This window comes from Nocardioides ganghwensis, from assembly GCF_014779655.1.
Classification (GTDB): domain Bacteria; phylum Actinomycetota; class Actinomycetes; order Propionibacteriales; family Nocardioidaceae; genus Nocardioides; species Nocardioides ganghwensis.
On the sequence record NZ_JACXYX010000009.1, the window covers coordinates 194,710 to 216,353 of the forward strand.

19 protein-coding genes are annotated in these 21,644 nt (G+C 71.7%); 16 read left to right on the forward strand and 3 right to left on the reverse strand.

What is annotated here, in order from left to right:
* Window positions 1–29: 29 nt before the first annotated feature.
* The 3 genes from IEZ24_RS12925 to IEZ24_RS12935 are packed head-to-tail and all read left to right on the forward strand — an operon-like array spanning window position 30 to window position 3,081.
* Window positions 30–836, forward strand: coding sequence for an SDR family NAD(P)-dependent oxidoreductase (locus IEZ24_RS12925; RefSeq protein WP_129454254.1), 807 nt, complete (start codon window positions 30–32; stop codon window positions 834–836).
* Window positions 833–2,284, forward strand: a complete 1,452-nt coding sequence (locus IEZ24_RS12930; protein WP_129454255.1) for an NAD-dependent succinate-semialdehyde dehydrogenase — start codon at window positions 833–835, stop codon at window positions 2,282–2,284. The genes IEZ24_RS12925 and IEZ24_RS12930 overlap by 4 nt, the downstream gene beginning before the upstream one ends.
* A complete protein-coding gene (locus IEZ24_RS12935; protein ID WP_129454256.1) occupies window positions 2,281–3,081 on the forward strand; it encodes an SDR family NAD(P)-dependent oxidoreductase in 801 nt (266 codons plus the stop codon). Before IEZ24_RS12930 ends, IEZ24_RS12935 begins: the two co-directional genes overlap by 4 nt.
* A 3-nt stretch (window positions 3,082–3,084) precedes the next feature.
* On the opposite strand, the gene IEZ24_RS12940 is transcribed toward IEZ24_RS12935, so the two are convergent.
* Both IEZ24_RS12940 and IEZ24_RS12945 read right to left on the reverse strand, forming a co-directional pair.
* A complete protein-coding gene (locus IEZ24_RS12940) occupies window positions 3,085–3,759 on the reverse strand; it encodes a GntR family transcriptional regulator (protein ID WP_129454257.1) in 675 nt (224 codons plus the stop codon).
* A 26-nt stretch (window positions 3,760–3,785) separates the two neighbouring features.
* A complete protein-coding gene (locus tag IEZ24_RS12945) occupies window positions 3,786–4,298 on the reverse strand; it encodes a VOC family protein (RefSeq protein WP_129454258.1) in 513 nt (170 codons plus the stop codon).
* 104 nt (window positions 4,299–4,402) lie between these two features.
* Here IEZ24_RS12945 and IEZ24_RS12950 point away from each other — a divergent pair, with 104 nt between their 5' ends.
* From IEZ24_RS12950 to IEZ24_RS12970, 5 genes are read left to right on the forward strand one after another with little or no spacing between them, the layout of a single operon-like run.
* Complete coding sequence (locus IEZ24_RS12950) at window positions 4,403–6,580, forward strand: alpha-ketoacid dehydrogenase subunit alpha/beta (RefSeq protein ID WP_129454259.1); 2,178 nt, start codon at window positions 4,403–4,405, stop codon at window positions 6,578–6,580.
* 58 nt (window positions 6,581–6,638) lie between these two features.
* The gene (locus IEZ24_RS12955) at window positions 6,639–7,871 is read left to right on the forward strand and encodes a dihydrolipoamide acetyltransferase family protein (protein WP_129454260.1); all 1,233 of its coding nucleotides are present in this window, start codon (window positions 6,639–6,641) and stop codon (window positions 7,869–7,871) included.
* 20 nt (window positions 7,872–7,891) lie between these two features.
* Window positions 7,892–9,265 (forward strand): dihydrolipoyl dehydrogenase, encoded by a 1,374-nt coding sequence (gene lpdA / locus IEZ24_RS12960; RefSeq protein ID WP_129454261.1) that lies wholly within the window; start codon window positions 7,892–7,894, stop codon window positions 9,263–9,265.
* Window positions 9,252–10,016, forward strand: coding sequence for a lipoate--protein ligase family protein (locus tag IEZ24_RS12965; protein WP_129454262.1), 765 nt, complete (start codon window positions 9,252–9,254; stop codon window positions 10,014–10,016). Before lpdA ends, IEZ24_RS12965 begins: the two co-directional genes overlap by 14 nt.
* A gap of 9 nt (window positions 10,017–10,025) precedes the next feature.
* Window positions 10,026–11,063, forward strand: coding sequence for a LacI family DNA-binding transcriptional regulator (locus IEZ24_RS12970; RefSeq protein WP_129454263.1), 1,038 nt, complete (start codon window positions 10,026–10,028; stop codon window positions 11,061–11,063).
* Here the strand turns inward: IEZ24_RS12970 and IEZ24_RS12975 are convergent.
* Complete coding sequence (locus tag IEZ24_RS12975; protein ID WP_129454264.1) at window positions 11,048–11,728, reverse strand: helix-turn-helix domain-containing protein; 681 nt, start codon at window positions 11,726–11,728, stop codon at window positions 11,048–11,050. The genes IEZ24_RS12970 and IEZ24_RS12975 overlap by 16 nt on opposite strands.
* A gap of 161 nt (window positions 11,729–11,889) precedes the next feature.
* Here IEZ24_RS12975 and IEZ24_RS12980 point away from each other — a divergent pair, with 161 nt between their 5' ends.
* From IEZ24_RS12980 to araD, 8 genes are all read left to right on the forward strand, one after another.
* A complete protein-coding gene (locus IEZ24_RS12980; protein WP_207206742.1) occupies window positions 11,890–12,885 on the forward strand; it encodes an ABC transporter substrate-binding protein in 996 nt (331 codons plus the stop codon).
* Window positions 12,886–12,956: 71 nt separating this feature from the next.
* The gene (locus IEZ24_RS12985) at window positions 12,957–14,531 is read left to right on the forward strand and encodes a sugar ABC transporter ATP-binding protein (protein WP_224745254.1); all 1,575 of its coding nucleotides are present in this window, start codon (window positions 12,957–12,959) and stop codon (window positions 14,529–14,531) included.
* Window positions 14,524–15,576, forward strand: a complete 1,053-nt coding sequence (locus IEZ24_RS12990) for an ABC transporter permease (protein ID WP_207206743.1) — start codon at window positions 14,524–14,526, stop codon at window positions 15,574–15,576. The genes IEZ24_RS12985 and IEZ24_RS12990 overlap by 8 nt, the downstream gene beginning before the upstream one ends.
* On the forward strand, window positions 15,573–16,586 hold the full coding sequence (gene yjfF, locus IEZ24_RS12995) for a galactofuranose ABC transporter, permease protein YjfF (protein WP_129454266.1): 1,014 nt from the start codon (window positions 15,573–15,575) through the stop codon (window positions 16,584–16,586). Before IEZ24_RS12990 ends, yjfF begins: the two co-directional genes overlap by 4 nt.
* On the forward strand, window positions 16,583–17,611 hold the full coding sequence (locus IEZ24_RS13000) for a LacI family DNA-binding transcriptional regulator (RefSeq protein ID WP_207206744.1): 1,029 nt from the start codon (window positions 16,583–16,585) through the stop codon (window positions 17,609–17,611). Before yjfF ends, IEZ24_RS13000 begins: the two co-directional genes overlap by 4 nt.
* Window positions 17,611–19,350, forward strand: coding sequence for a ribulokinase (locus IEZ24_RS13005; protein ID WP_129454267.1), 1,740 nt, complete (start codon window positions 17,611–17,613; stop codon window positions 19,348–19,350). The genes IEZ24_RS13000 and IEZ24_RS13005 overlap by 1 nt, the downstream gene beginning before the upstream one ends.
* On the forward strand, window positions 19,347–20,855 hold the full coding sequence (gene araA / locus IEZ24_RS13010) for an L-arabinose isomerase (RefSeq protein WP_439116357.1): 1,509 nt from the start codon (window positions 19,347–19,349) through the stop codon (window positions 20,853–20,855). The genes IEZ24_RS13005 and araA overlap by 4 nt, the downstream gene beginning before the upstream one ends.
* A complete protein-coding gene (araD, locus tag IEZ24_RS13015) occupies window positions 20,855–21,604 on the forward strand; it encodes an L-ribulose-5-phosphate 4-epimerase AraD (protein ID WP_129454268.1) in 750 nt (249 codons plus the stop codon). Before araA ends, araD begins: the two co-directional genes overlap by 1 nt.
* Window positions 21,605–21,644 lie beyond the last annotated feature (40 nt).

Below are 21,644 nucleotides of genomic sequence, written 5' to 3' on the forward strand. Positions count from 1 at the left end.
GCTGATCACCCCCACCATTAGGAGCCCTCGTGGACACCGCACGACTCGCCGCCAAGAACATCCTCATCACCGGCGCCGCCCAGGGCATGGGCGCCGCCGTCGCCATCGACTACGCCGCCCAGGGCGCCAACGTCTGCCTGGGGGACGTGAACGTCGACGGCGCGGAGCAGGTGGCTGCGCAGATCAACGCCGCCGACGGGGGCCGGGCGACCCACGTGAAGCTCGACGTCACCAGCCAGGAGGACGCGGAGGCCGCGGTCGCCCACACGGTCGAGGCGTTCGGCAGCATCAACGTGCTGGTCAACAACGCCGGCATCAACAAGCCGCTGTTCTTCCTCGACATCACCCGCGAGAACTGGCAGCGCATCATGGACGTCAACGCCTGGGGCACCCTCAACTGCATGCAGGCGGCCGCCCGCCAGATGGTGGCCCAGGGCAAGCAGGACCACCCCTACAAGATCATCAACGTCGGCTCGATCCTCTCGCGCGAGACCTTCGACGACGTCGTCGTCTACGGCGCCTCCAAGCACGCGGTGCTCGCGCTCATCAAGGGCGGTGCGAAGTCCCTGATGCAGCACAACATCACCGTCAACGGCTACGGCCCCGGCGTCGTGCGCACCGAGCTCTGGGAGCAGCTCGACAAGGACCTCGTCGCCATCGGCAAGTTCGACAAGGAGGGCGAGTCCATGGACACGCTCGCCCAGAACATGATCCTGATGAAGCGCTACTCCTACCCCGAGGACGTCGTCGGCACGGCCTCGTTCCTCGCCAGCGACGACAGCGACTACATGACCGGCCAGCTCCTGATGATCGACGGCGGGATCGTGATCCAGTGACCCAGCTGCAGGACCCGTCCCTGGCCGGGGTCCCCACCGGGCTGCTCATCGACGGCGAGTGGGTCTCCACCGACCGCACGCTCGAGGTGGACGACCCGGCCACGGGGACCCTGCTCGCCGAGGTCTCCGACGCCACCGTCCCCGAGGCCCTCGCGGCGGTCGCCGCCGCCCACGAGGCGTTCGGCCAGTGGGCCGCCACCGCACCCCGCTCCAGGGCCGAGGTGCTGCGTCGCGCCTACGAGATCATGTCGGCCGAGCTCGAGCAGTGTGCGCGCCTGATCGTGCTCGAGAACGGCAAGGCGTGGAGCGACGCGATGGGGGAGGCGACGTACGCCGCCGAGTTCTTCCGCTGGTTCAGCGAGGAGGCCTCGCGGGTGCCCGGCGACTTCCGGCTGGCGCCCAACGGCGACAAGACGATCATCGTCGACCACCAGCCGATGGGCGTCGCCTACATGATCACGCCGTGGAACTTCCCCGCGGCGATGGCGACCCGCAAGCTCGCGCCCGCCCTCGCGGCGGGGTGCACAGCGGTGCTCAAGCCGGCCGCCGAGACACCGCTCACGGCGCTGTGGGTGGCCGAGGTCCTGCGGCGGGCGGGCGTCCCGGCCGGGGTGGTCAACGTCGTCACCACGTCCGAACCGGGCCCCGTGTCAGAGGCGGTCCTCGCGGACCGGCGTACGGCGACCCTGTCCTTCACGGGGTCGACCCCGATCGGCAAGCTGCTGCTCGCGCAGACCGCGACCCGTGCCCTGCCCTCGTCGATGGAGCTCGGTGGCAACGCGCCCCTGCTCGTCCTCGAGGGAGCGGACGTCGACAAGGCCGTGGAGGGCGCGATGGTCGCCAAGATGCGCAACGGCGGCTCCGCGTGCACGGCAGCCAACCGCTTCTACGTCCATGAGTCGCTGGCCACCGAGTTCACCGACTCCTTCGAGCGTGCGCTCGGCGCGCTCCGCATCGGCAGCGGTCTGGACCCGGCCAACGACCTCGGCGCGCTCGTCAGCACCAAGGAGCGTGACAAGGTCCTCGCCCTCGTCGCGAAGGCGGCCGATGAGGGCGGTCGCCCCGGCGCCGTCTCCGAGGCGCCCGCCACCGGCGCCTTCATCTCCCCCTACGTGGTGCGCGACGTCGTCCACGGCCAGACCCTGACTCGGGAGGAGATCTTCGGCCCCGTCGCTCCGATCGTGACGGTCGAGAGCACCGACGAGGCGGTGGCGATGGCCAACGACACCGACTTCGGGCTCATCTCCTACGTCTTCGCCGCCGACGCGGGCGAGGGCATCCGGGTGGCGAGGCGGATGGAGAGCGGCATGGTCGCCGTCAACCGCGGCGTCGCCTCGGACCCGGCCGCACCGTTCGGCGGGATGAAGGAGTCCGGTCTCGGTCGCGAGGGCGGGTTCGCCGGCATCCACGAGTTCCTCGAGACGAAGTACCTGGCGGTGGACCTGTGAGCACACCACTGCAGGGCCTGCCCCTCCTCGAGGACCAGGTCGCCATCGTCACCGGCTCCGCCCAGGGCATCGGCGAGGGGATCGCCACCGCCCTCGGTCGCTTCGGCGCGCAGGTCGTCATCGCCGATCTCGACGAGGCCAAGGCCCGGGAGACGGCTGCCAGCCTCGTGGCCGAGGGCATCCGCGCCATCGGCGTGGGGCACGACGTCACCAGCGCCGACTCCAGCGAGGCGCTCGCCTCGCACGTCACGTCCGAGCTCGGCCGCATCGACGTCCTCGTCAACAACGCGGGCCTGTCCGGGCGTACGCCGCTGGTCGACATGTCCGACCGCACCTGGGACTCGATGGTCGCGGTGAACCTCACCGGCGTGCATCGCACCACCCGCGCGGTCGTCCGGGTCATGGAGGAGCAGGGGAGCGGCAGCATCATCAGCATCTCCTCCGTCGCCGGGCGCCAGGGCAAGGCCCACATGACCCACTACTCGGCCACCAAGTTCGCCGTCATCGGGTTCACCCAGGCCCTCGCGCTCGAGCTCGGCCCCACCGGCATCCGCGTCAACGCGGTGTGCCCCGGCATGGTCCGTACGGCCATGTGGGAGGCCGAGCTCGCCGAGATCTCGGAGGCGAAGGGCATCAGCACCGAGGAGGCCTGGCAGGGCGTCCTTGACCAGATCCCGCTGGGCCGGCCGCAGACCCCCGAGGACATCGGCACCGCCGCGGCGTTCCTCGCGTCCCCGCTCGCGCACAACATCACCGGGCAGGCGCTCAACGTCTGCGGTGGGTTCGCGCTCGACTGACGCTCAGACGTCCGCCGACCAGTCGGTGAACACCTCGGGGTGCCGCATCAGCTCGGTGCGGGTGCGCTGGATGTGGAGCGCCAGGACGCGGCTCGCGGTGTCCTCGTCGCGGGCGGCGATCGCGTCGACGAGCAGGCGGTGCTCCGCGTTGACCGCCCAGGCGCCCCGTGCCCCCATCAGCCTCGCGAACTCCCGCCGGTAGTGCTGGGTGGTGTCCCAGAGCCGCTCGACCATGCTGGCGAGCTGGGGCGTGCGGTGCCCGGCGTACGTGCGCCAGTGGAGCTCGCGGTCCAGGACCATGAACGTCTCCAGGTCGTCGTTGGCCTCGATGCGTGCCTGCAGGTCGCGCAGCTCGGCGACGTCCTCCTCGCCGAGCCTGGGCATGCTGTCGGCGAGCAGGAGCGGCTCGATGCGCTCGCGGATCTGGTAGCTCATCGTCAGGTCGTGCAGGTCCATCTGCCCGACCCAGGCGCCGGAGTTGGAGCGCACCTCGACCAGGCCGCGGGTCTCGAGGATGCGCAGCGCCTCACGGACCGGGATCCGGCTGGTGTCGAGCTCCTCGGCGAGCTCGTCCTGCTTGATGCGGGTGCCGGGACGCAGCCGTCCCGACAGGATGCGCTCGCGCAGCACCTCGGCGACCCGCTGGCTGGCGACCCGGGAGCCGGCGGTCTCGGACATCAACGCTCCTCGTCGGGTGGGCTGGATCAGGGGAAGGCCGACGGGTCGCGGTCGTACGCCTTGCCGTCGGGGTAGCAGACTAGTTCGAACTGCATGCCCCACGGGCTGAGGAAGTAGACCCAGCGCTGGCCCTCGCTCGGGCCGCGGCTCGTCGTCGGGTCGCCGAGGACGCGGATCCCGGCGTCGCGCAGGGCCGCGACGGAGGCGTCCAGGTCGTCGACGTAGACCGCGACGTGGTGGCCCCCGACGTCGCTGTTGCGCGGCGGGATGGGCCTCTGCCCGGCGGCGGCGTACTGGAACACCTCGAAGACCGCCTGGCCCCCCAGCCGGTAGAAGTGCAGGCGCTCCATGACGGCCCGCTCGTCGACGTCGAGGTGCTCGCGCATCCATGGTCCGTCGTCGTCGCGGTAGGGGCCGAGCCGGTACATGTACTCGCACCCCAGGACACCCACGAAGAACTCGTGGGCCTCGGCGAGGTCCGGGACGGTGATCCCGATGTGGTCGACCCGCGAAACCGCGAGGACAGGTGTGACGCGCATCTCGTGAACTCCTTGCAATGTATCCATTCAGTGCCGTACGGTCAGTCTGTACCGCGTACCCATCGTGCGCAACCATCCTCAATGGATCAATCGTCGGAGGACCAATGACGAAGCGGCACGAACTCACGCCGGCGGCGCCCTGGGTGGAGCTGACCGTGGACCAGGACGACTGGGACGCGGCGGACCCCCAGGTCCTCCTCCAGCTCCTGGGGCGCGCGCAATGGATCCGATCCTTCGAGGAGTACGTCCTCGAGCTGGCCAACCAGGGCCTGGTCCACGGCCCCGCGCACTCGAGCGTCGGCCAGGAGGGCGGTGCGGTCGGGTCGGTGCTGCCGCTGCGCTCCGACGACTTCGTCAACGGCTCGCACCGCGGTCACCACCAGTTCCTCGCGAAGGCCTTCGGTCACGTGCTCGAGGCGAAGTCCACGGGCCTGCCGGAGATCACGACCGAGGTCCGCGAGGTCCTGCACAGGACGCTGGCCGAGATCTGCGGACTCGCCGACGGCTACTGCCGCGGTCGCGGCGGGTCGATGCACCTGCAGTGGCGCGAGGCCGGCGCGATGGGCACCAACGCCATCGTCGGTGGCGGCGTGCCGCAGGCCGCGGGCTTCGCGTGGAACATGCTGCACTCGGGCAGCGACGCGGTGTCGGTGACCTACTTCGGCGACGGTGCGGTCAACATCGGATCGGTCCTCGAGACCTTCAACCTCGCCGCGGCGTGGAAGCTCCCGGTGATGTTCTTCATCGAGAACAACCAGTACGCCGTCTCGACCCCCGTCGCGAAGGCGACCGGCGAGCCCCGCCTCTCGGGTCGCGGTGCCGGCTTCGGCATCCCCAGCTGGCGCGTGGACGGCATGGACGCCCTCGCCGTCCACACGGCGATGACCGAGGCGGTCGACCACATGCGCGCCGGCAAGGGCCCCACGATCCTCGAGGCCGACCTCTACCGCTTCTTCCACCAGAACGGCGCGTTCCCCGGCTCCGCCTTCGGCTACCGCGACAAGGAGGAGGAGGCGTCCTGGCGAGCGCGCGACCCGATCGCGCAGCTCCGCCGCCAGGTCGTCGGGCGCGGGCTCGCCACCGAGGCCGACATCGACGCGATGACCGACGCGATCGACACGACCATGCAGGAGATCGGCGACCAGCTCCTCGAGCCCGTGCCCGGGGGCAAGCCCAGGGAGCGTCGCATCATCGGCTCGCTCTGGCCCGACACCGACTTCGTCGACGTCGGCGTGCGCGGCGACCTCTCCGAGCTCGAGGGGAGCCGCTTCGAGGACGAGGACACCTTCGCGGGCGAGCTCGCGCAACGTCGCTTCATCGACGTCGTGAGCGACGTGATGGCGCGTCGCATGGAGACCGACGATCGCATCGTCGTCATGGGCGAGGACGTCGACGGCCTCAAGGGCGGCACCAACGGCGCCACCAAGAAGCCCCTCGAGCTCTTCCCCGACCGCGTCCTCGGCACCCCCATCAGCGAGAACGCCTTCGCCGGCCTCGGCGGCGGCATGGCCCTCGACGGGCGCTTCCGTCCCGTCGTGGAGTTCATGTACGCCGACTTCATGTGGGTCGCGGCCGACCAGCTCTTCAACCAGGTCGCCAAGGCCCGTCACATGTTCGGCGGGGACTCGTCGGTCCCCTTCGTGCTGCGCAGCAAGCTCGCGGCCGGCACCGGCTACGGATCCCAGCACTCGATGGACCCGGCCGGCATCCTCACCACCGCCCCCGGCCTGCGCGTGGTCGCGCCGTCGACGCCCTTCGACTACGTGGGACTGATGAACACCGCACTCACGTGCGACGACCCGGTGGTCGTCCTGGAGCACGTCGACCTCTACACCTCGACCGGCCCCGGTCCCGTGGACGACCTCGACTACCTGCTGCCCGTCGGCAAGGCTGCCGTGCGGCGCACGGGCGAGGACCTGACGGTCATCTCCTACCTGACCATGGTCAACCACTGCCTCGAGGCGCTCGACCAGGTCGACGTCTCCGCCGACCTCATCGACCTGCGCTGGCTCGACCGCGCCTCCCTCGACTGGGAGACGATCGAGGCCAGCGTCCGCAAGACCAACCAGGTCCTCATCGTCGAGCAGGGCGCCGTCGGCACGTCGTACGGCGGCTGGCTGGCCGACGAGATCCAGCGGCGCCTCTTCGACTGGCTCGACGCCCCTGTCGAGCGCGTCACCGGCGCCGAGGCCTCGCCGAGCATCAGCAAGGTGCTCGAGCGCGCCGCCATCGCCAGGACCGACGAGGTCGTCGACGCCCTCAGGCGCATCGCGCAGGCCTGACCACCCCACTCACGCCCACTCGCGCCCACTCACGCCCACTCCCGAAGGACACAGACCCATGCCGGAGCTCCTGCTGGTCCCCGAGGTCGCCGCTGGCGCGACCGAGGTCGTCATCGCCGACTGGCTCGTCCAGCCCGGCGCCGACTACACCGCCGGCGACGCCATCGCCGTCATCGAGACCGAGAAGGCCGTGGTCGAGATGGAGGCGCCGCAGGGCGGCACCCTCCTCAAGGCCCTGGTCGAACCCGGCACCACCATCGAGGTGGGCCTGCCGATGGCGCTCGTCGGCTCGTCCTCCGACGTCGGCACCGACCTCGACGCCGCACTCGCCGCGCTCGGCTACGGCGACGCACCTGCCGCCGGTCCCGCGCCGGCAGCCCCACCTGCTGCTGCGCCGTCCGGCCGGGTCTTCGTCAGCCCGATCGCGCGCAAGCTGCTCCGCGACGCCGGCCTCACCGCCGAGGGTCTCGTCGGCACGGGGCCGGGAGGACGCATCCGCCGCCGTGACGTCGAGGGCCTCATCGCGGGCAGCGGCGCGACGTCCGGAGCCAAGGAGGAGGAGACGCCGAAGGAGGCACCGGGCGTGGAGCCGGCCCCGGCCCCGACCGAGGGCGCCTGGACCGACGTCCCGCACAGCCGGCTCCGCCGGGCGATCGCCCGACGCCTCACCGAGAGCAAGCAGGACGTCCCGCACTTCTACGTCAAGCGCAGCGTCACCCTCGACCCGCTGCTGGAGCTGCGCACGCAGCTGGTCGAGTCCACCGGGACCAGGGTCTCGGTCAACGACTTCCTCGTCCGGGCGATCGCCGCGGCCCACCAGCAGGTCCCCGACGCCAACGTGATCTGGACCGACGAGGCCATCCGTCGCTTCGACCACGTGGACATCTCGGTCGCCATCGCCTCGGAGCGGGGCCTGGTGACGCCGGTGCTCCGCAACGTGGAGACCAGCTCGCTCTCCGCGATCTCGCGGCAGGTCAAGGCGTTCGTCGAGCAGGCGAACGCCGGGACGCTGCAGCAGCGCGACCTCGAGGGCGGCTCGATCACCATCTCCAACCTCGGCATGCACGGCGTCGACGAGTTCTCCGCGATCATCAACCCGCCCCAGTCCGCCATCCTCGCCGTCGGGGCCGGTCGTCCCACGGCCGTCGTGGAGGACGGCCGGGTGGTGGTCCGCACGGTGGCGGAGCTGGTGCTCTCGGCCGACCACCGCGCCATCGACGGAGCCCTCGCCGCCCAGTGGATGGGCGCCCTCGTCGAGGCGCTCCACCACCCCCTGTCCCTGCTCGTCTGAGCCCGACCCCGGAGACCCGCATGAGCACCGAGACCGACCTCGTCATCCTCGGCGGAGGCAGTGGCGGGTACGCGACCGCGCTGCGCGCCAGGCAGCTCGGGCTGTCCGTCACGCTGGTCGAGCGGGACCGCCTCGGCGGCACGTGCCTGCACCAGGGCTGCGTGCCGACCAAGGCCCTGCTCCACGCCGCGGAGCTGGCGGACGCCGCCCGGGCGGCCCCGGCGCACGGCGTCCTGGCCTCCTTCGACGGCGTCGACATGGCGGGCGTGCACGCCTACAAGGACCGGGTGGTCGAGCGCCTCCACACGGGGTTGCAGGGGCTGGTGAAGGCCAGCGGAGCGACCTACGTGGAGGGGGAGGGGCGGATGGTCGCTCCGAGGTCGGTCGAGGTCGACGGGCAGGTCCACACCGGCACGAGCCTGGTCCTGGCCACCGGTTCCCGCCCGCGCTCGATCCCGGGGGTCGAGCTCGGCTCGCGGGTCGTCACGAGCGACGAGGCGCTGCGGCTGGACGAGGTGCCGGAGCGGGTCGTCGTGATCGGCGGCAGCGTCATCGGCGTCGAGCTCGCCTCCGTGTGGCGCTCGTTCGGGGCCGAGGTCACGATCGTCGAGGGCCTGCCCAGCCTCGTGCCGCTCGAGGACCCGGCCATCGGCCGGCAGCTCGAGCGGGCCTTCCGCCGGCGCGGCATCGGGTTCAGGACCGACGCGATGGTCCGCGGGGTCTCGAGCTCTGCCTCCGAGGTGGCCGTGACGCTGGAGGGTGGCGACGTGCTCACCGCGGACCTCGTCCTGGTGGCGGTCGGGCGGGGGCCGGTGACCGCCGGGCTCGGCTACGAGGACCACGGCGTCGAGCTCGCCCGCGGCTGGGTCGTCGTCGACGACCGGCTCCGCACCTCGGTGCCGGGCGTGTACGCCGTCGGCGACCTCGTGCCCGGGCTCCAGCTGGCGCACCGCGGCTTCGCCCACGGCATCTTCGTGGCCGAGGAGGTCGCCGGACTCTCGCCCGACCCCGTCGAGGACGCCGACATCCCACGCGTCACCTACTGCGAGCCCGAGATCGCCTCGGTGGGTCTCACCGAACCCCGGGCCCGTGAGATCCACGGTGACGTGACCACGTACGAGTACGACCTCGCGGGCAACGGCAAGAGCCAGATCCTCGGCACCACGGGGTTCGTGAAGGTGGTCCGACAGGCCGGCGGTCCGATCGTGGGCGTCCACCTGCTCGGCACCCGGATGGGCGAGCAGGTCGGCGAGGCCTCGCTGATGGTCAACTGGGAGGCCTTCCCGGAGGACGTCGCACAATTCGTCCATGCCCACCCCACCCAGAACGAAGCGCTGGGTGAAGCGGCCCTCGCGCTCGCCGGGAAGCCGCTCCACGCCCATGGACGGAGCTGAGCCGCTCCACGTCGGGCGTCTCGGGCACGACGAGGCCGACGAGCTGGCCATCACCCACGCGCTCCTGCGTCAGGCCTCGACGGGCGAGCTGCTCGCCGCGCACCGGGTCTACAGCCCCGCGACGCCCACGGTCGTGTTCGGGCGCCGGGACACCAGGCTCCCCGGCTTCGCGGCGGCCGTCGCCGCGGCGCGCGACCACGGTTTCGACACGGCGGTGCGCGCGGTGGGCGGCCGCGCCGTGGCCTACACGCCACGTTGTGTCGTGGTGGACCACGTCCGGCGCGAGCCGAAGCCCGGCGACCACATGCAGCACCGGTTCGAGTCGTACGGCCGACGCTGCGCGGCCGGCCTCGCCGGGCTGGGCGTCGACGCGCGGGTCGGCCCCGTGCCCGGCGAGTACTGCCCGGGCGAGCACAGCGTCAACGCACGCGGCGTGGCGAAGCTCGTCGGCACCGCCCAACGCGTGGTCCGCGACGCCTGGCTGTTCAGCGCGCTGGCGGTGGTCGACGACCTCGACGCCGTCCGTGCCGTGCTCGCCGACGTGTACGCGCGGCTCGAGCTGCCGTACGACCCGGCGTCCGTCGGCTCGCTCGTCGCCGAACGCGACTCGATCACGTCGTGGCAGGCGGGCGAGGTCCTGCTCGCCGCAGGCGGGGCCGCGGCGTCGACGCCCACCGCCGTGGACCCGAGCACCCTCGACCTGGCGGCCGCGCTGGTGCGTGACCACATGACCGACGGTCCGCCACCCTAGGATGCGCGCATGGGGGACAACGGCAGCCGGCGAGGAGCGGGGAGGTCGCCGAGCATGGCGCAGGTCGCCGCGCTCGCGGGCGTCTCGCACCAGACCGTGTCGCGCGTGCTCAACGACGCCTCGCTGGTCAAGGAGGAGACGCGGCTGCGCGTGCTCGCCGCGATCGAGGAGCTCGGCTACCGCCGCAACTTCGCCGCCCGGCTCCTCGCCACCAACCGCTCGCGCCGCATCGGCATGGTCACCGCGCACCTCGGGCTGCACGGGCCGAGCATGATCGCGCTCGGCGTGCAGGAGGCGGGCTACGCCGAGGGCTACGACGTGTCGCTCGTCGGGCTCCCGGAGTTCTCCGCCGAGATGCTCGACAACGCCGTCGAGCGCCTGCTCGACCAGGCCGTCGAGGCCATCGTCGTCGCGGTGGCCCACCGCGAGGCAGCCGAGATGACGCAGTCCCTGCAGCTGTCGATCCCCATCGTGACGGTGCAGGGCGTCCTGGCCGGCACGCCCCTCTCCGCGAGCATCGACCAGCAGGCGGGCGCCGAGCTCGCCGTCGGCCACCTGCTCGACCTCGGCCACCGCCACGTCGCCCACGTCGCCGGTCCGTCCGACTGGGTGGAGGCCGAGCAGCGCCGGGCCGGCTGGCGCCGGGCGCACGAGGAGCGCGGGCTGCTGCCTGGTCCCGAGCTCGAGGGCGACTGGTCGCCGGCGAGCGGCCACCGCGCGGGGCTGCTCATCGCCGACGACCCCGACGTGACGGCGGTCTTCGCGGGCAACGACTCGATGGCCCTCGGCCTGCTCAACGCCCTCCACGGGCGCGGGAGGCGGGTGCCCGACGACGTCAGCGTCGTGGGCTTCGACGACGTGCCGGAGTCGGCGTTCTACTGGCCGGCGCTCACCACGGTGTCGCAGGACTTCGCCGAGCTCGGCCGCCGCGCGCTGAGCCTCGCGCTCGCTGCGGTGCGCGGTGAGGACGAGTCCACCCTCGACCCGATCGTGCCGACGCTGACCGTGCGCCGGTCCACCGCCGCGCCCGCTCAGCCGGCGGGGTAGGCCCCCCGCAGCGACCCGGCAGGCAGGCCGTGGAGCTCCTCCAGCCGCTCGCGCGACCGCGCGCTCGGCACGCCGCGCCCGTTCTCCCAGCCGCGGACCGTGGTGCGGTGCAGGCCGCACCGCCGCGCGACCTCCGCCTGGGTCAGCCCGTTCCAGGCGCGCAGCGTCGCCAGCACCCCCGGCAGGTCGCCCGGGCGCCACCGTGCCGGGTCGAGCAGGCGCGGCGCGGGCACCCCCGCGAGGTGGGCCACCTGCGCGACCGGCACGCCGTACGCCCGCGCCAGCCGGCGTACGGCCCACAGCGGCGGCACCTGCCCGCGCTCCCACGCGCCGAGGCGGTGCCGGGTGGTGCCGATCCGGCGGGCGACGGCCTCCTGCGACAACCCCGTACGCCGCCGCAGCCGCCGCAGCGGCGGCACCGGTCCGCGCGCGCCGGGCGGGGGAGACGAGCGGAGGACCGGCACGAGGACGGGGGTCGACGTGCCGAGCAGCGACGCCAGCCCGGGCAGGTGGTCGCCGGGGATCCGGACGCGGCCGGACTCCCAGTTGTAGACCGTCGACTCCCGCACGCCGAGGTGCTGCGCGATGCGCCGGACCGGCAGCCCGGCGCCGCGGCGAAGCGGGCGCAGGCCGTGGCCGCGTACGCCGGGGAGGAGGGTGTCCATCACGGCTCCTGCCTCGTGCCCGTTCTGGGTGAACGTTCACATCTGGTGTGAGAGATTCTGCTGGGAAGGCTTGACGAGCGGAATGTTAGCGCTCACACTCATGGCACGTGACACCGGTCACACGGGCGAGACAGCCCCTTTGATGTGGAGGAAAGACAGTGGTGAAGAAGACCCTGGTCGCTGCAACGGCGATCTCTCTGAGCACCTTCGCTCTCACCAGCTGCGGCAGCAGCAACGCCGAGTCGGGCTCCGGCGGCAACGACGACGGCACGATCACGATGGGCTTCGCGCAGGTCGGCGCGGAGAGCGGCTGGCGCACGGCCAACACGAAGTCCATCCAGGAGACGGCTGAGGCCGAGGGCATCGACCTCAAGTTCACCGACGCCCAGGGCAAGCAGGAGAACCAGATCCAGGCGATCCGCTCCTACATCCAGCAGAAGGTCGACGTCATCGCCTTCAGCCCGGTGGTCGAGACCGGCTTCGACGCCGTCCTCCAGGAGGCCAAGGCGGCCGGCATCCCGGTCATCCTCACCGACCGCGCGGTCGACGTGGAGGACACCTCCCTCTACGAGACCTTCCTCGGCTCCGACTTCGTCCTCGAGGGCGAGAAGGCCGGCGAGTGGCTCGTCGAGAACGCCAAGGAGGCCGACGTCGACGGCGACGGCACCGTCAACGTCGTCCAGCTCGAGGGCACCACCGGTGCCGCTCCCGCGATCGACCGCGCCGAGGGCTTCGCCGAGAAGATCGCGGCCGACGACAGCATCGAGGTCACGGCGTCGCAGACCGGCGACTTCACCCGTGACGGCGGCAAGCAGGTCATGGAGTCCTTCCTGCAGTCCGACGACTCGATCGACGTCGTCTTCGCCCACAACGACGACATGGGCCTCGGCGCCATCGAGGCGATCGAGGCCGCCGGCCTCGAGCCCGGCAAGGACATCCAGATCATCACGATCGACGCGGTCAAGGACGGCATGCAGGCCCTCGCCGACGGCAAGATCAACTTCATCGTCGAGTGCAACCCGCTGCTCGGTCCCCAGCTGATGGACCTGGCCAAGAAGGTCCTCGACGGCGAGGAGGTCCCCGAGCGCGTCGTGACCGAGGAGACCACCTTCACCCAGGAGCAGGCCGCCGAGGTCCTGCCCGAGCGGCAGTACTGATCCCTGCCCACGGATCAGCCGCACCCCCGGGCCGCACCCCGGGGGTGCGGCGCCAGCCAGAGAGGAACGAGATGACCCAGATGAGGACGCAGCCGGAGACCGTCTCCCCGCCCGGGGCGGAGACGCAGCCGGTGATCGAGATGCGTGACATCTCCATCACCTTCGGAGCCGTCCGCGCCCTCGACGGCGTCTCGGTGCGGCTGTTCCCCGGCGAGGTGCACGCCCTCATGGGCGAGAACGGTGCCGGCAAGTCGACCCTCATCAAGGCACTCACCGGCGTCTACACGATCGACTCGGGTGTCATCACGATCGGCGGCGAGCAGCACGAGTTCCACTCCCCGGCCGCCTCGCAGGCAGCCGGCATCAGCACCGTCTACCAGGAGGTCAACCTGGTCCCGAACCTGACGGTCGCGGAGAACATGCTGCTCGGCCGCGAGCCGCGCCGGTTCGGCTCGATCAACGTGCGCGAGATGAACCGGCGCGCCCGCCGCACCCTGCTCCACCTCGGCATCGACATCGACCCGCGTACGGTCCTCGACGAGCACCCGATCGCGGTGCAGCAGCTCGTCGCCATTGCCCGCGCCGTCGACGTCGAGGCCAAGGTGCTGATCCTCGACGAGCCCACCTCGAGCCTCGACGCCGACGAGGTGGAGAAGCTCTTCACCGTCATGCGCCGCCTGCGCGACGAGGGCGTGGCGATCGTCTTCGTGTCCCACTTCCTCGACCAGATCTACGAGATCGCCGACCGGATGACCATCCTGCGCAACGGCCGGCTGGTCGAGGAGCGGATGGTCGCCGACACGACCCAGCTCGAGCTCGTACGCCTCATGATCGGTCGCGAGCTCGAGGTGCTCGACCGTCTCGACCGGGCCGCTCCGCAGACCGACGCCGGGTCCGGGACCCCCCTGCTGAAGGCGGTCGGCCTCGGCCGCAAGAACACGCTCGAGGCCACCGACCTCGAGCTCTTCGAGGGCGAGGTCGTCGGCATCGCCGGCCTCCTCGGCTCGGGCCGCACCGAGCTGGCCCGCCTGCTCTTCGGCGCCGACACCGCCGACAGCGGGGAGCTGGCGGTCCGGTCGCACCGTCGCAGGTTGCGCAGCCCGCGCCACGCGATCGACCGCAACATCGCGTTCTCCAGCGAGGACCGCAAGGCCGAGGGCGTCGTCGGCGACCTCACCGTCGCGGACAACATGCTCCTCGCGCTCCAGGCCTCGCGGGGCTGGCTGCGGCCGATCCCGCAGGCGACCCGCACCCGCCTGGTCAAGGACTACATCGAGGCCCTCGACATCCGGCCCGCCGACCCGAACGCGCTCATGCGCAACCTGTCCGGCGGCAACCAGCAGAAGGTGCTGCTCGCCCGGTGGCTGATCACCGAGCCCGAGATCCTCATCCTCGACGAGCCCACCCGCGGCATCGACATCGGCGCCAAGGCGCAGATCCAGGCCAAGGTCGCCGAGCTCGCGGCACAGGGCCTCTCGGTCGTGTTCATCTCCGCCGAGCTCGAGGAGGTGCTGCGCCTCAGCGACCGGCTGGTCGTGATGCGCGACCGCCGCAAGATCCACGAGCAGACCAACGACGACGTCAGCGTCCGCGACGTCCTCGAGATCATCGCGGGCGAGGCCCGGGAGGGAGAGACCCGTGCCTGAGAACCCGACCCTCGTCCAGCGCGTGCTCCGGCACCAGCTCCTGTGGCCCGTCCTCGCGCTGCTGGTGCTGCTGCTGGTCAACGTCGTCGCCAAGCCGTCGTTCCTCGACGTGCGCATGCAGGACGGCCACCTCTACGGCAACGTCATCGACATCATGCGCAACAGCGCACCGGTGATGCTCGTCGCGCTCGGCATGACGCTGGTCATCGCCACCCGCGGCATCGACCTCTCCGTCGGCGCGATCGCCGCGATCGCGGCCGCGGTCGCCTGCACCCGGATCATCGGCGCCGGCGACGAGGCCGCGCTGAGCACCGCCGTGATGGCCATGACCTACGCGATCGTCGTCTGCATCGTCCTCGGCGCCTGGAACGGCCTGCTCGTCTCCGTCCTCGGGATCCAGCCGATCATCGCGACGCTGATCCTCATGGTCGCCGGGCGCGGCATCTCGATGGCGATCACCGACGGCCAGATCACGACCGTCAACAACCCGTGGTTCAGCGACCTCGCCTCCGGCTTCGTGCTGACGCTGCCGCTGGCCTTCCTCGTCGCGGTCGGCATGGTGGTCTTCACCGCCCTGCTCACCCGGCGTACGGCCCTGGGCATGCTCATCGAGGCGGTCGGGATCAACCCGGAGGCCAGCCGGCTCGCCGGCGTCCGGGCGCGCACCATCATCTGGACCGTCTACGGCTTCTCCGGGCTGTGCGCCGGCCTGGCCGGACTGGTCATCGCGGCCAACACCAACTCCGTCAACGCCAACAGCCTCGGCCTGTGGATCGAGCTCGACGCGATCCTCGCGGTGGTCATCGGCGGCACCTCGCTGATGGGCGGCCGGTTCTCGCTGGCCGGCACCTTCATCGGGGCGCTCTTCATCGCCACCCTGGCCCGCACCATCCCCAACATCGGGATCCCCTCGGAGGTCAACTACCTCTTCAAGGCGGTCGTCGTGATCGCCGTGTGCCTCCTCCAGTCGCCGAAGGCGCGCGCCCTGCTGCGCGTACGCCGGCCGGGCGCCCCGACCCTCGTGAAGGCAGGTTCCCCCGCATGAGCGCCATCACCGTCCCCCCTTCCTCGGACCGTGCCTCGACCTGGGACCGGGTGCGGACCTACCGCCCGCCCAACCGCTACCTGCCGATCATCGCCACCGCGGCGCTGTTCCTCGGCCTCTTCGGGGTCGGTGGCATGCGCTACGACGGCCTCACCGACCCGCAGGTGCTGATGTCCCTGCTGATCGACAACGCCTTCCTCATCGTGCTCGGCGTCGGGATGACCTTCGTCATCCTCACCGGCGGCATCGACCTGTCGGTCGGCTCGGTGGTGGCGCTGTCGACGATGATCGCGGCGAAGACGCTCGAGCTGGGCTGGTCGCCGTACGCCTCGATGGCCGCCGTGCTCGCGACCGGCACGCTGCTGGGGCTGCTGATGGGCCTGCTCATCCACTACTTCGACATCCAGCCGTTCATCGCGACGCTCGCCGGGCTGTTCCTCGCCCGCGGCATCACCTACCTGATCAGCGTCGAGTCGATCTCGATCAAGGACCCGACCTTCACCGAGCTCGCGTTCAGGACCGTCTACATCGGCGACTACTACATCCGCTGGACCGCGATCATCGCGCTCGCCACGGTCGCCGTCGCGGCGTACGTCCTGGCGCGCACCCGCTTCGGGCGCACCGTCTACGCCATCGGCGGCAACGAGGCCTCGGCGATGCTGATGGGCCTGCGGGTCGCGGCGACCAAGGTCGGCGTCTACGTCATCAGCGGCTTCTGCGCCGCGCTCGCCGGGCTGCTGTTCTCCCTCTACATCCTCTCCGGCAACAGCCTGCACGCGATCGGCATGGAGCTCGACGCCATCGCCGCGGTCGTCATCGGCGGCACGCTGCTCACCGGCGGTCGCGGCTACGTCCTCGGCTCGCTGCTCGGCGTGCTGGTGCTCGGCATCATCAAGACCCTCATCTCCTTCGACGGCACCCTCAGCTCCTACTGGATCCGCATCATCACCGGCGTGCTGCTCCTGGCCTTCGTGATCGTTCAGCGCTTCGCCACCAGGCGACGCGCATGATCGAGGCCGAGCCCACCGTCCGGCGTACGCCCGTGATGGCCGACGTCGCGCGGCTGGCAGGGGTGTCGCACCAGACCGTCTCCCGGGTCATCAACGGGCAGGACAACCTGCGCCCCGCCACCCGCGAGAAGGTCGAGGAGGCGATCCGTCAGCTCGGCTACCGCCCCAACACCGCCGCCCGCGCGCTGGTCACCCGCAAGTCCGCGACCATCGGCGTGATCGGGTCCAAGAGCGGCTACTGGGGCCCGTCGACGGTGCACCGCACCATCCAGGCCGCCGGTCGGGACGCGGGCTACTTCGTCAGCTCGGTGAACCTCCAGAGCATGACGCGCGAGGAGCTCGTCGACGCCATCGACCACCTGCGCAACCAGGGCGTCGAGGGCATCGTGCTCATCCACGCGACCAACGACGCCGTCGAGGTGGCGCGGGCGCAGGAGCAGTGGGGCGTCCCCGTCATCGTCGTCGAGGGCGACCCCGCCAACGCCCGCTGGACCGTCGGCGTCGACCAGGTCGCCGGCGCCGAGCTCGGCACCCGCCACCTGATCGAGCTCGGCCACACCGACATCGTCCACCTCGCCGGCCCGCAGGAGTGGACCGAGGCGCGGGCCCGCTTGCGCGGCTGGCAGGACGCGATGTACGCCGCGGGGCTGCGGCCCTCGCAGCACGTGACCGGGGACTGGTCGGCCGCCAGCGGGTTCGAGCTCGGCCGCGGCATCGCGGAGCGCGAGGACGTCACGGCCGTCTTCTGCGCCAACGACCAGATGGCGCTGGGCCTGCTGCGCGCGCTCAGCGAGGCCGGCCGTGCGGTGCCGACGGGGCCCCGCGGGGTCAGTGTCGTCGGCTTCGACGACATCCCCGAGGCGGCGTACCTGATCCCGCCGCTGACCACGGTCCGCCAGGACTTCGAGGCCGTGGGCCGTCGCGCGATCGAGATCCTGCGCGCCGCCCTCGCCGGCGAGGCCGGCCCCGAACGACTCATCAAGCCCGAGCTGGTCGTGCGGGCCAGCACCGAGAGGACCTCCTGATGTCACCTGAGCAGTACGTCGTCGGCGTCGACTACGGCACGCTGTCCGGCCGTGCGGTCGTCGTACGGGTCTCCGACGGCGCCGAGCTCGGCACCGGCGTGCACCCCTATCCGCACGCCGTGCTCGAGCGGTCGCTGCCCGCGCACCTGACCGGCAACGAGGCGGGCACGGAGCGTCCGCTGCCGCCCGAGTGGGCGCTGCAGGTGCCCGAGGACTACCGCGAGGTGCTGCGTGTCGCCGTGCCCGCCGCGGTCGAGGCGGCCGGCATCGACCCGGCGCAGGTCATCGGCATCGCGACCGACTTCACCGCGTGCACGATGGTGCCGACGCTCGCCGACGGCACCCCGCTCAACGAGGTCGAGGGCCTGGCCGACCGGCCGCACGCCTACGTCAAGCTGTGGAAGCACCACGCCGCGCAGGCCCAGGCCGACCGGATCAACCAGCTCGCGCGCGACCGCGCCGAGCCGTGGCTGCCGCGCTACGGCGGGCTGATCTCCTCGGAGTGGGAGTTCGCCAAGGGGCTCCAGCTCTTCGAGGAGGACCTCGACCTCTACGACCGGATGGAGCACTGGGTCGAGGCCGCCGACTGGATCGTGTGGCAGCTCTGCGGGACCTACGTCCGCAACGCGTGCACCGCGGGCTACAAGGGGCAGTTCCAGAAGTTCGAGGGCCAGGACGGGGCGTACCCGTCGCCTGAGTTCCTCACCGCGCTCTCGCCCGGCTTCGGCGACTTCGTCACCGACAAGCTCGAGCACCGCATCGGCGCGCTCGGGGAGAGGGCCGGCACGCTCACCGCCGAGGCGGCCGCGTGGACCGGCCTGCCCGAGGGCATCGCGGTCGCGGTCGGCAACGTCGACGCCCACGTCACCGCACCCGCGGCGCAGGCCGTCGGGTCGGGCCAGATGGTCGCGATCATGGGCACCTCGACGTGCCACGTGATGAACGCCGAGGTGCTGCGCGAGGTGCCGGGCATGTGCGGCGTCGTCGACGGCGGCATCGTCGACGGGCTCTGGGGCTACGAGGCCGGGCAGAGCGGGGTGGGCGACATCTTCGGCTGGTTCGTCGAGCACGGCGTGCCGGCGTCCTACGCCGAGGCCGCGGCCGCCGCGGGGGAGTCGGTGCACGAGCACCTGACCCGCCTCGCCGCGCAGCAGGAGGTCGGTGAGCACGGCCTGGTCGCGCTCGACTGGCACTCCGGCAACCGCTCGGTGCTCGTCGACCACGAGCTGTCCGGGCTCGTCGTGGGGCAGACGCTCGCCACCCGCGCCGAGGACGTCTACCGCGCGCTGCTCGAGGCCACCGCCTTCGGCACCCGCGTCATCGTCGAGACCTTCCGCGACAGCGGGGTCCCGGTCGAGGAGTTCATCGTCGCCGGCGGGCTCCAGAAGAACGCGCTGCTGATGCAGGTCTACGCCGACGTCACCCGGCTGCCCCTGTCGGTCATCGACTCCGAGCAGGGCCCCGCGCTCGGCTCCGCCATCCACGCCGCGGTGGCCGCCGGGGCGTACGACGACGTGCCCGCCGCGGCCAAGCAGATGGGCAAGGTGCGGCGCCACGTCTTCGTGCCCGACGAGGCGCGCGCCGCGGCGTACGACCCGCTCTTCGAGCAGTACGTCGCGCTGCACGACCACTTCGGCCGCGCCACCACGACCATGCGGCGGCTCAAGGCGATCCGCCGCGACGCCGTGGCCCGCCGGTCGTACGCCACCACCACGAGCAACGGAGGAACACCCGCATGAGCATGACGTCCGCCCCCACCCCCGAGGTCTGGTTCCTCACCGGCAGCCAGGGCCTCTACGGTCCGGAGACCCTGGACCAGGTGGCGTCGCAGTCGCAGGCCATCGCCGACCGGCTCGGCGACGGTGACCTCCCCGTGACGGTGGTGTGGAAGCCGGTGCTGCTCGACGCGGCGTCGATCCACCGGCAGATGCTCGACGCCAACTCCGACCCTGCGTGCGTCGGTGTGATCGCGTGGATGCACACCTTCTCGCCGGCGAAGATGTGGATCGCCGGGCTCGACGCGCTGCGCAAGCCGCTGCTGCACCTGCACACGCAGGCCGGCATGGAGCTGCCGTGGTCGACGATCGACATGGACTTCATGAACCTCAACCAGGCCGCGCACGGCGACCGGGAGTTCGGCTACATCCAGTCGCGCCTCGGCGTCGCCCGCAAGACCGTCGCCGGCCACGTCGACTCGCCGGTCGTCGCCCAGCGCGTGGCCCTGTGGGCGCGTGCCGCGCTGGGCCGCCACGAGCTGTCGCACCTCAAGCTCGCGCGCTTCGGCGACAACATGCGCGACGTCGCGGTCACCGAGGGCGACAAGGTCGAGGCGCAGCTGCGCTTCGGCGTCTCGGTCAACACCTACGGCGTCAACGACCTCGTCGCGGTCGTCGACGAGGTGGCCGACGCCGACATCGACAAGCTGGTCCAGGAGTACGTCGACACGTACGCCGTGGCGCCCGAGCTGCTGCCTGGCGCGGAGCGGGAGGACTCGCTGCGCTACGGCGCGCGGATCGAGCTCGGCCTGCGCGAGTTCCTCACCGCGGGGGGCTTCGGCGCCTTCACGACGAACTTCGAGGACCTCGGCGGGCTGCGCCAGCTCCCCGGCCTGGCCGTCCAGAGACTGATGGCCGACGGCTACGGGTTCGGCGGCGAGGGCGACTGGAAGACCTCGGTGCTGCTGCGCGCGACCAAGACGATGGCCGCGGGCCTCCCCGGCGGCACGTCGTTCATGGAGGACTACACCTACCACCTGGTCCCCGGGCAGGAGAAGATCCTCGGCGCGCACATGCTCGAGGTCTGCCCGACCATCACGACCAGCCGGCCCTCGCTCGAGGTGCACCCGCTGTCGATCGGTGGCCGCGAGGACCCCGTACGCCTCCGCTTCACCGCCGACCCTGGCCGCGCCGTCGTGGCCGGCCTGTCCGACCTGGGCGACCGCTTCCGGCTGACGGTCAACGACATCGACGTGGTCGAGCCCGACGCCGACCTCCCGCTGCTCCCGGTCGCGTGCGCCGTGTGGGAGCCGCGCCCGTCGCTGTCGACGTCGGCCGAGGCGTGGCTGATGGCGGGCGCCCCGCACCACACGGTGCTGTCCAAGGCCGTCGGCGTCGAGGTGTTCGAGGACTTCGCCGAGATGACCGGCGTCGAGCTGGTCGTCATCGACGACGACACCACCCCGCGCACCTTCAAGCGCGAGCTGCGCTGGAACGCCGCCTACCACCGGCTCGCCGAGGGGCTGTGATGGCCGGCCCCGTCCGCGGTCCCGTCTCCGACGACCTGCTGCGCGAGGTGCTGGAGGCCAACCTCGTCATCCCGCGCGAGGGCCTGGCCACCCTGACGTGGGGCAACGTGAGCGGGCTGGACCGTGAGCGGGGCATCTACGTCATCAAGCCGTCCGGCGTGCCCTACGACGAGCTCGCCGTCGAGCACCTGGTGCCGGTCGAGGTCGAGACCGGGCGGGTGCTCGCCGGTGACCTCAAGCCGTCCACCGACAGCGAGACGCACCGGTTGCTCTACCTGGAGCACGCCGGCCTGGGCGGCGTCGCGCACACCCACTCGACGTACGCCGTGTCCTTCGCGCAGGCCGGCCGGCCTGTCCCGGTGCTCGGGACCACGCACGCCGACACGTTCAACGGCCCGGTGCCGCTCACCCGCCACCTGACGGCCGACGAGTGCGCGCGCGACTACGAGCTCAACACCGGCCGGGTGCTGGTCGAGGCGATGGGCAGTCGACCAGGGGGCGACGCGCTCGACGTGCCGGGGGCGCTCGTCGCCGGCCACGGGCCGTTCACCTGGGGCCCCAGCGCCACCAAGGCCGTCGAGCACTCGGTGATCCTCGAAGCGGTCGCTCAGATGGCGCTGCACACGCTGGCGCTCAACCCCGCGGCCACGTCGCCCGGCCACCTCTTCGAGCGGCACTTCACCCGCAAGCACGGGCCCGACGCCTACTACGGCAACCCGGACCGCATGGTCGCTGCGGCCCGTGCCTAGGCTCGAGGGGCCGACCCCCTGATCGCCACCTCCCCAAGGA

Bases quoted from the DNA above. Each gene is read 5' to 3' on its own strand.
- IEZ24_RS12940 (WP_129454257.1), bottom strand. From the start codon at position 3,759: ATGTCCGAGACCGCCGGCTCCCGGGTCGCCAGCCAGCGGGTCGCCGAG.
- IEZ24_RS12945 (WP_129454258.1), bottom strand. From the start codon at position 4,298: ATGCGCGTCACACCTGTCCTCGCGGTTTCGCGGGTCGACCACATCGGG.
- IEZ24_RS12950 (WP_129454259.1), top strand. From the start codon at position 4,403: ATGACGAAGCGGCACGAACTCACGCCGGCGGCGCCCTGGGTGGAGCTG.
- IEZ24_RS12955 (WP_129454260.1), top strand. From the start codon at position 6,639: ATGCCGGAGCTCCTGCTGGTCCCCGAGGTCGCCGCTGGCGCGACCGAG.
- lpdA (WP_129454261.1), top strand. From the start codon at position 7,892: ATGAGCACCGAGACCGACCTCGTCATCCTCGGCGGAGGCAGTGGCGGG.
- IEZ24_RS12965 (WP_129454262.1), top strand. From the start codon at position 9,252: ATGGACGGAGCTGAGCCGCTCCACGTCGGGCGTCTCGGGCACGACGAG.
- IEZ24_RS12970 (WP_129454263.1), top strand. From the start codon at position 10,026: ATGGGGGACAACGGCAGCCGGCGAGGAGCGGGGAGGTCGCCGAGCATG.
- IEZ24_RS12975 (WP_129454264.1), bottom strand. From the start codon at position 11,728: ATGGACACCCTCCTCCCCGGCGTACGCGGCCACGGCCTGCGCCCGCTT.
- IEZ24_RS12985 (WP_224745254.1), top strand. From the start codon at position 12,957: ATGACCCAGATGAGGACGCAGCCGGAGACCGTCTCCCCGCCCGGGGCG.
- yjfF (WP_129454266.1), top strand. From the start codon at position 15,573: ATGAGCGCCATCACCGTCCCCCCTTCCTCGGACCGTGCCTCGACCTGG.
- IEZ24_RS13000 (WP_207206744.1), top strand. From the start codon at position 16,583: ATGATCGAGGCCGAGCCCACCGTCCGGCGTACGCCCGTGATGGCCGAC.
- IEZ24_RS13005 (WP_129454267.1), top strand. From the start codon at position 17,611: ATGTCACCTGAGCAGTACGTCGTCGGCGTCGACTACGGCACGCTGTCC.
- araA (WP_439116357.1), top strand. From the start codon at position 19,347: ATGAGCATGACGTCCGCCCCCACCCCCGAGGTCTGGTTCCTCACCGGC.
- araD (WP_129454268.1), top strand. From the start codon at position 20,855: ATGGCCGGCCCCGTCCGCGGTCCCGTCTCCGACGACCTGCTGCGCGAG.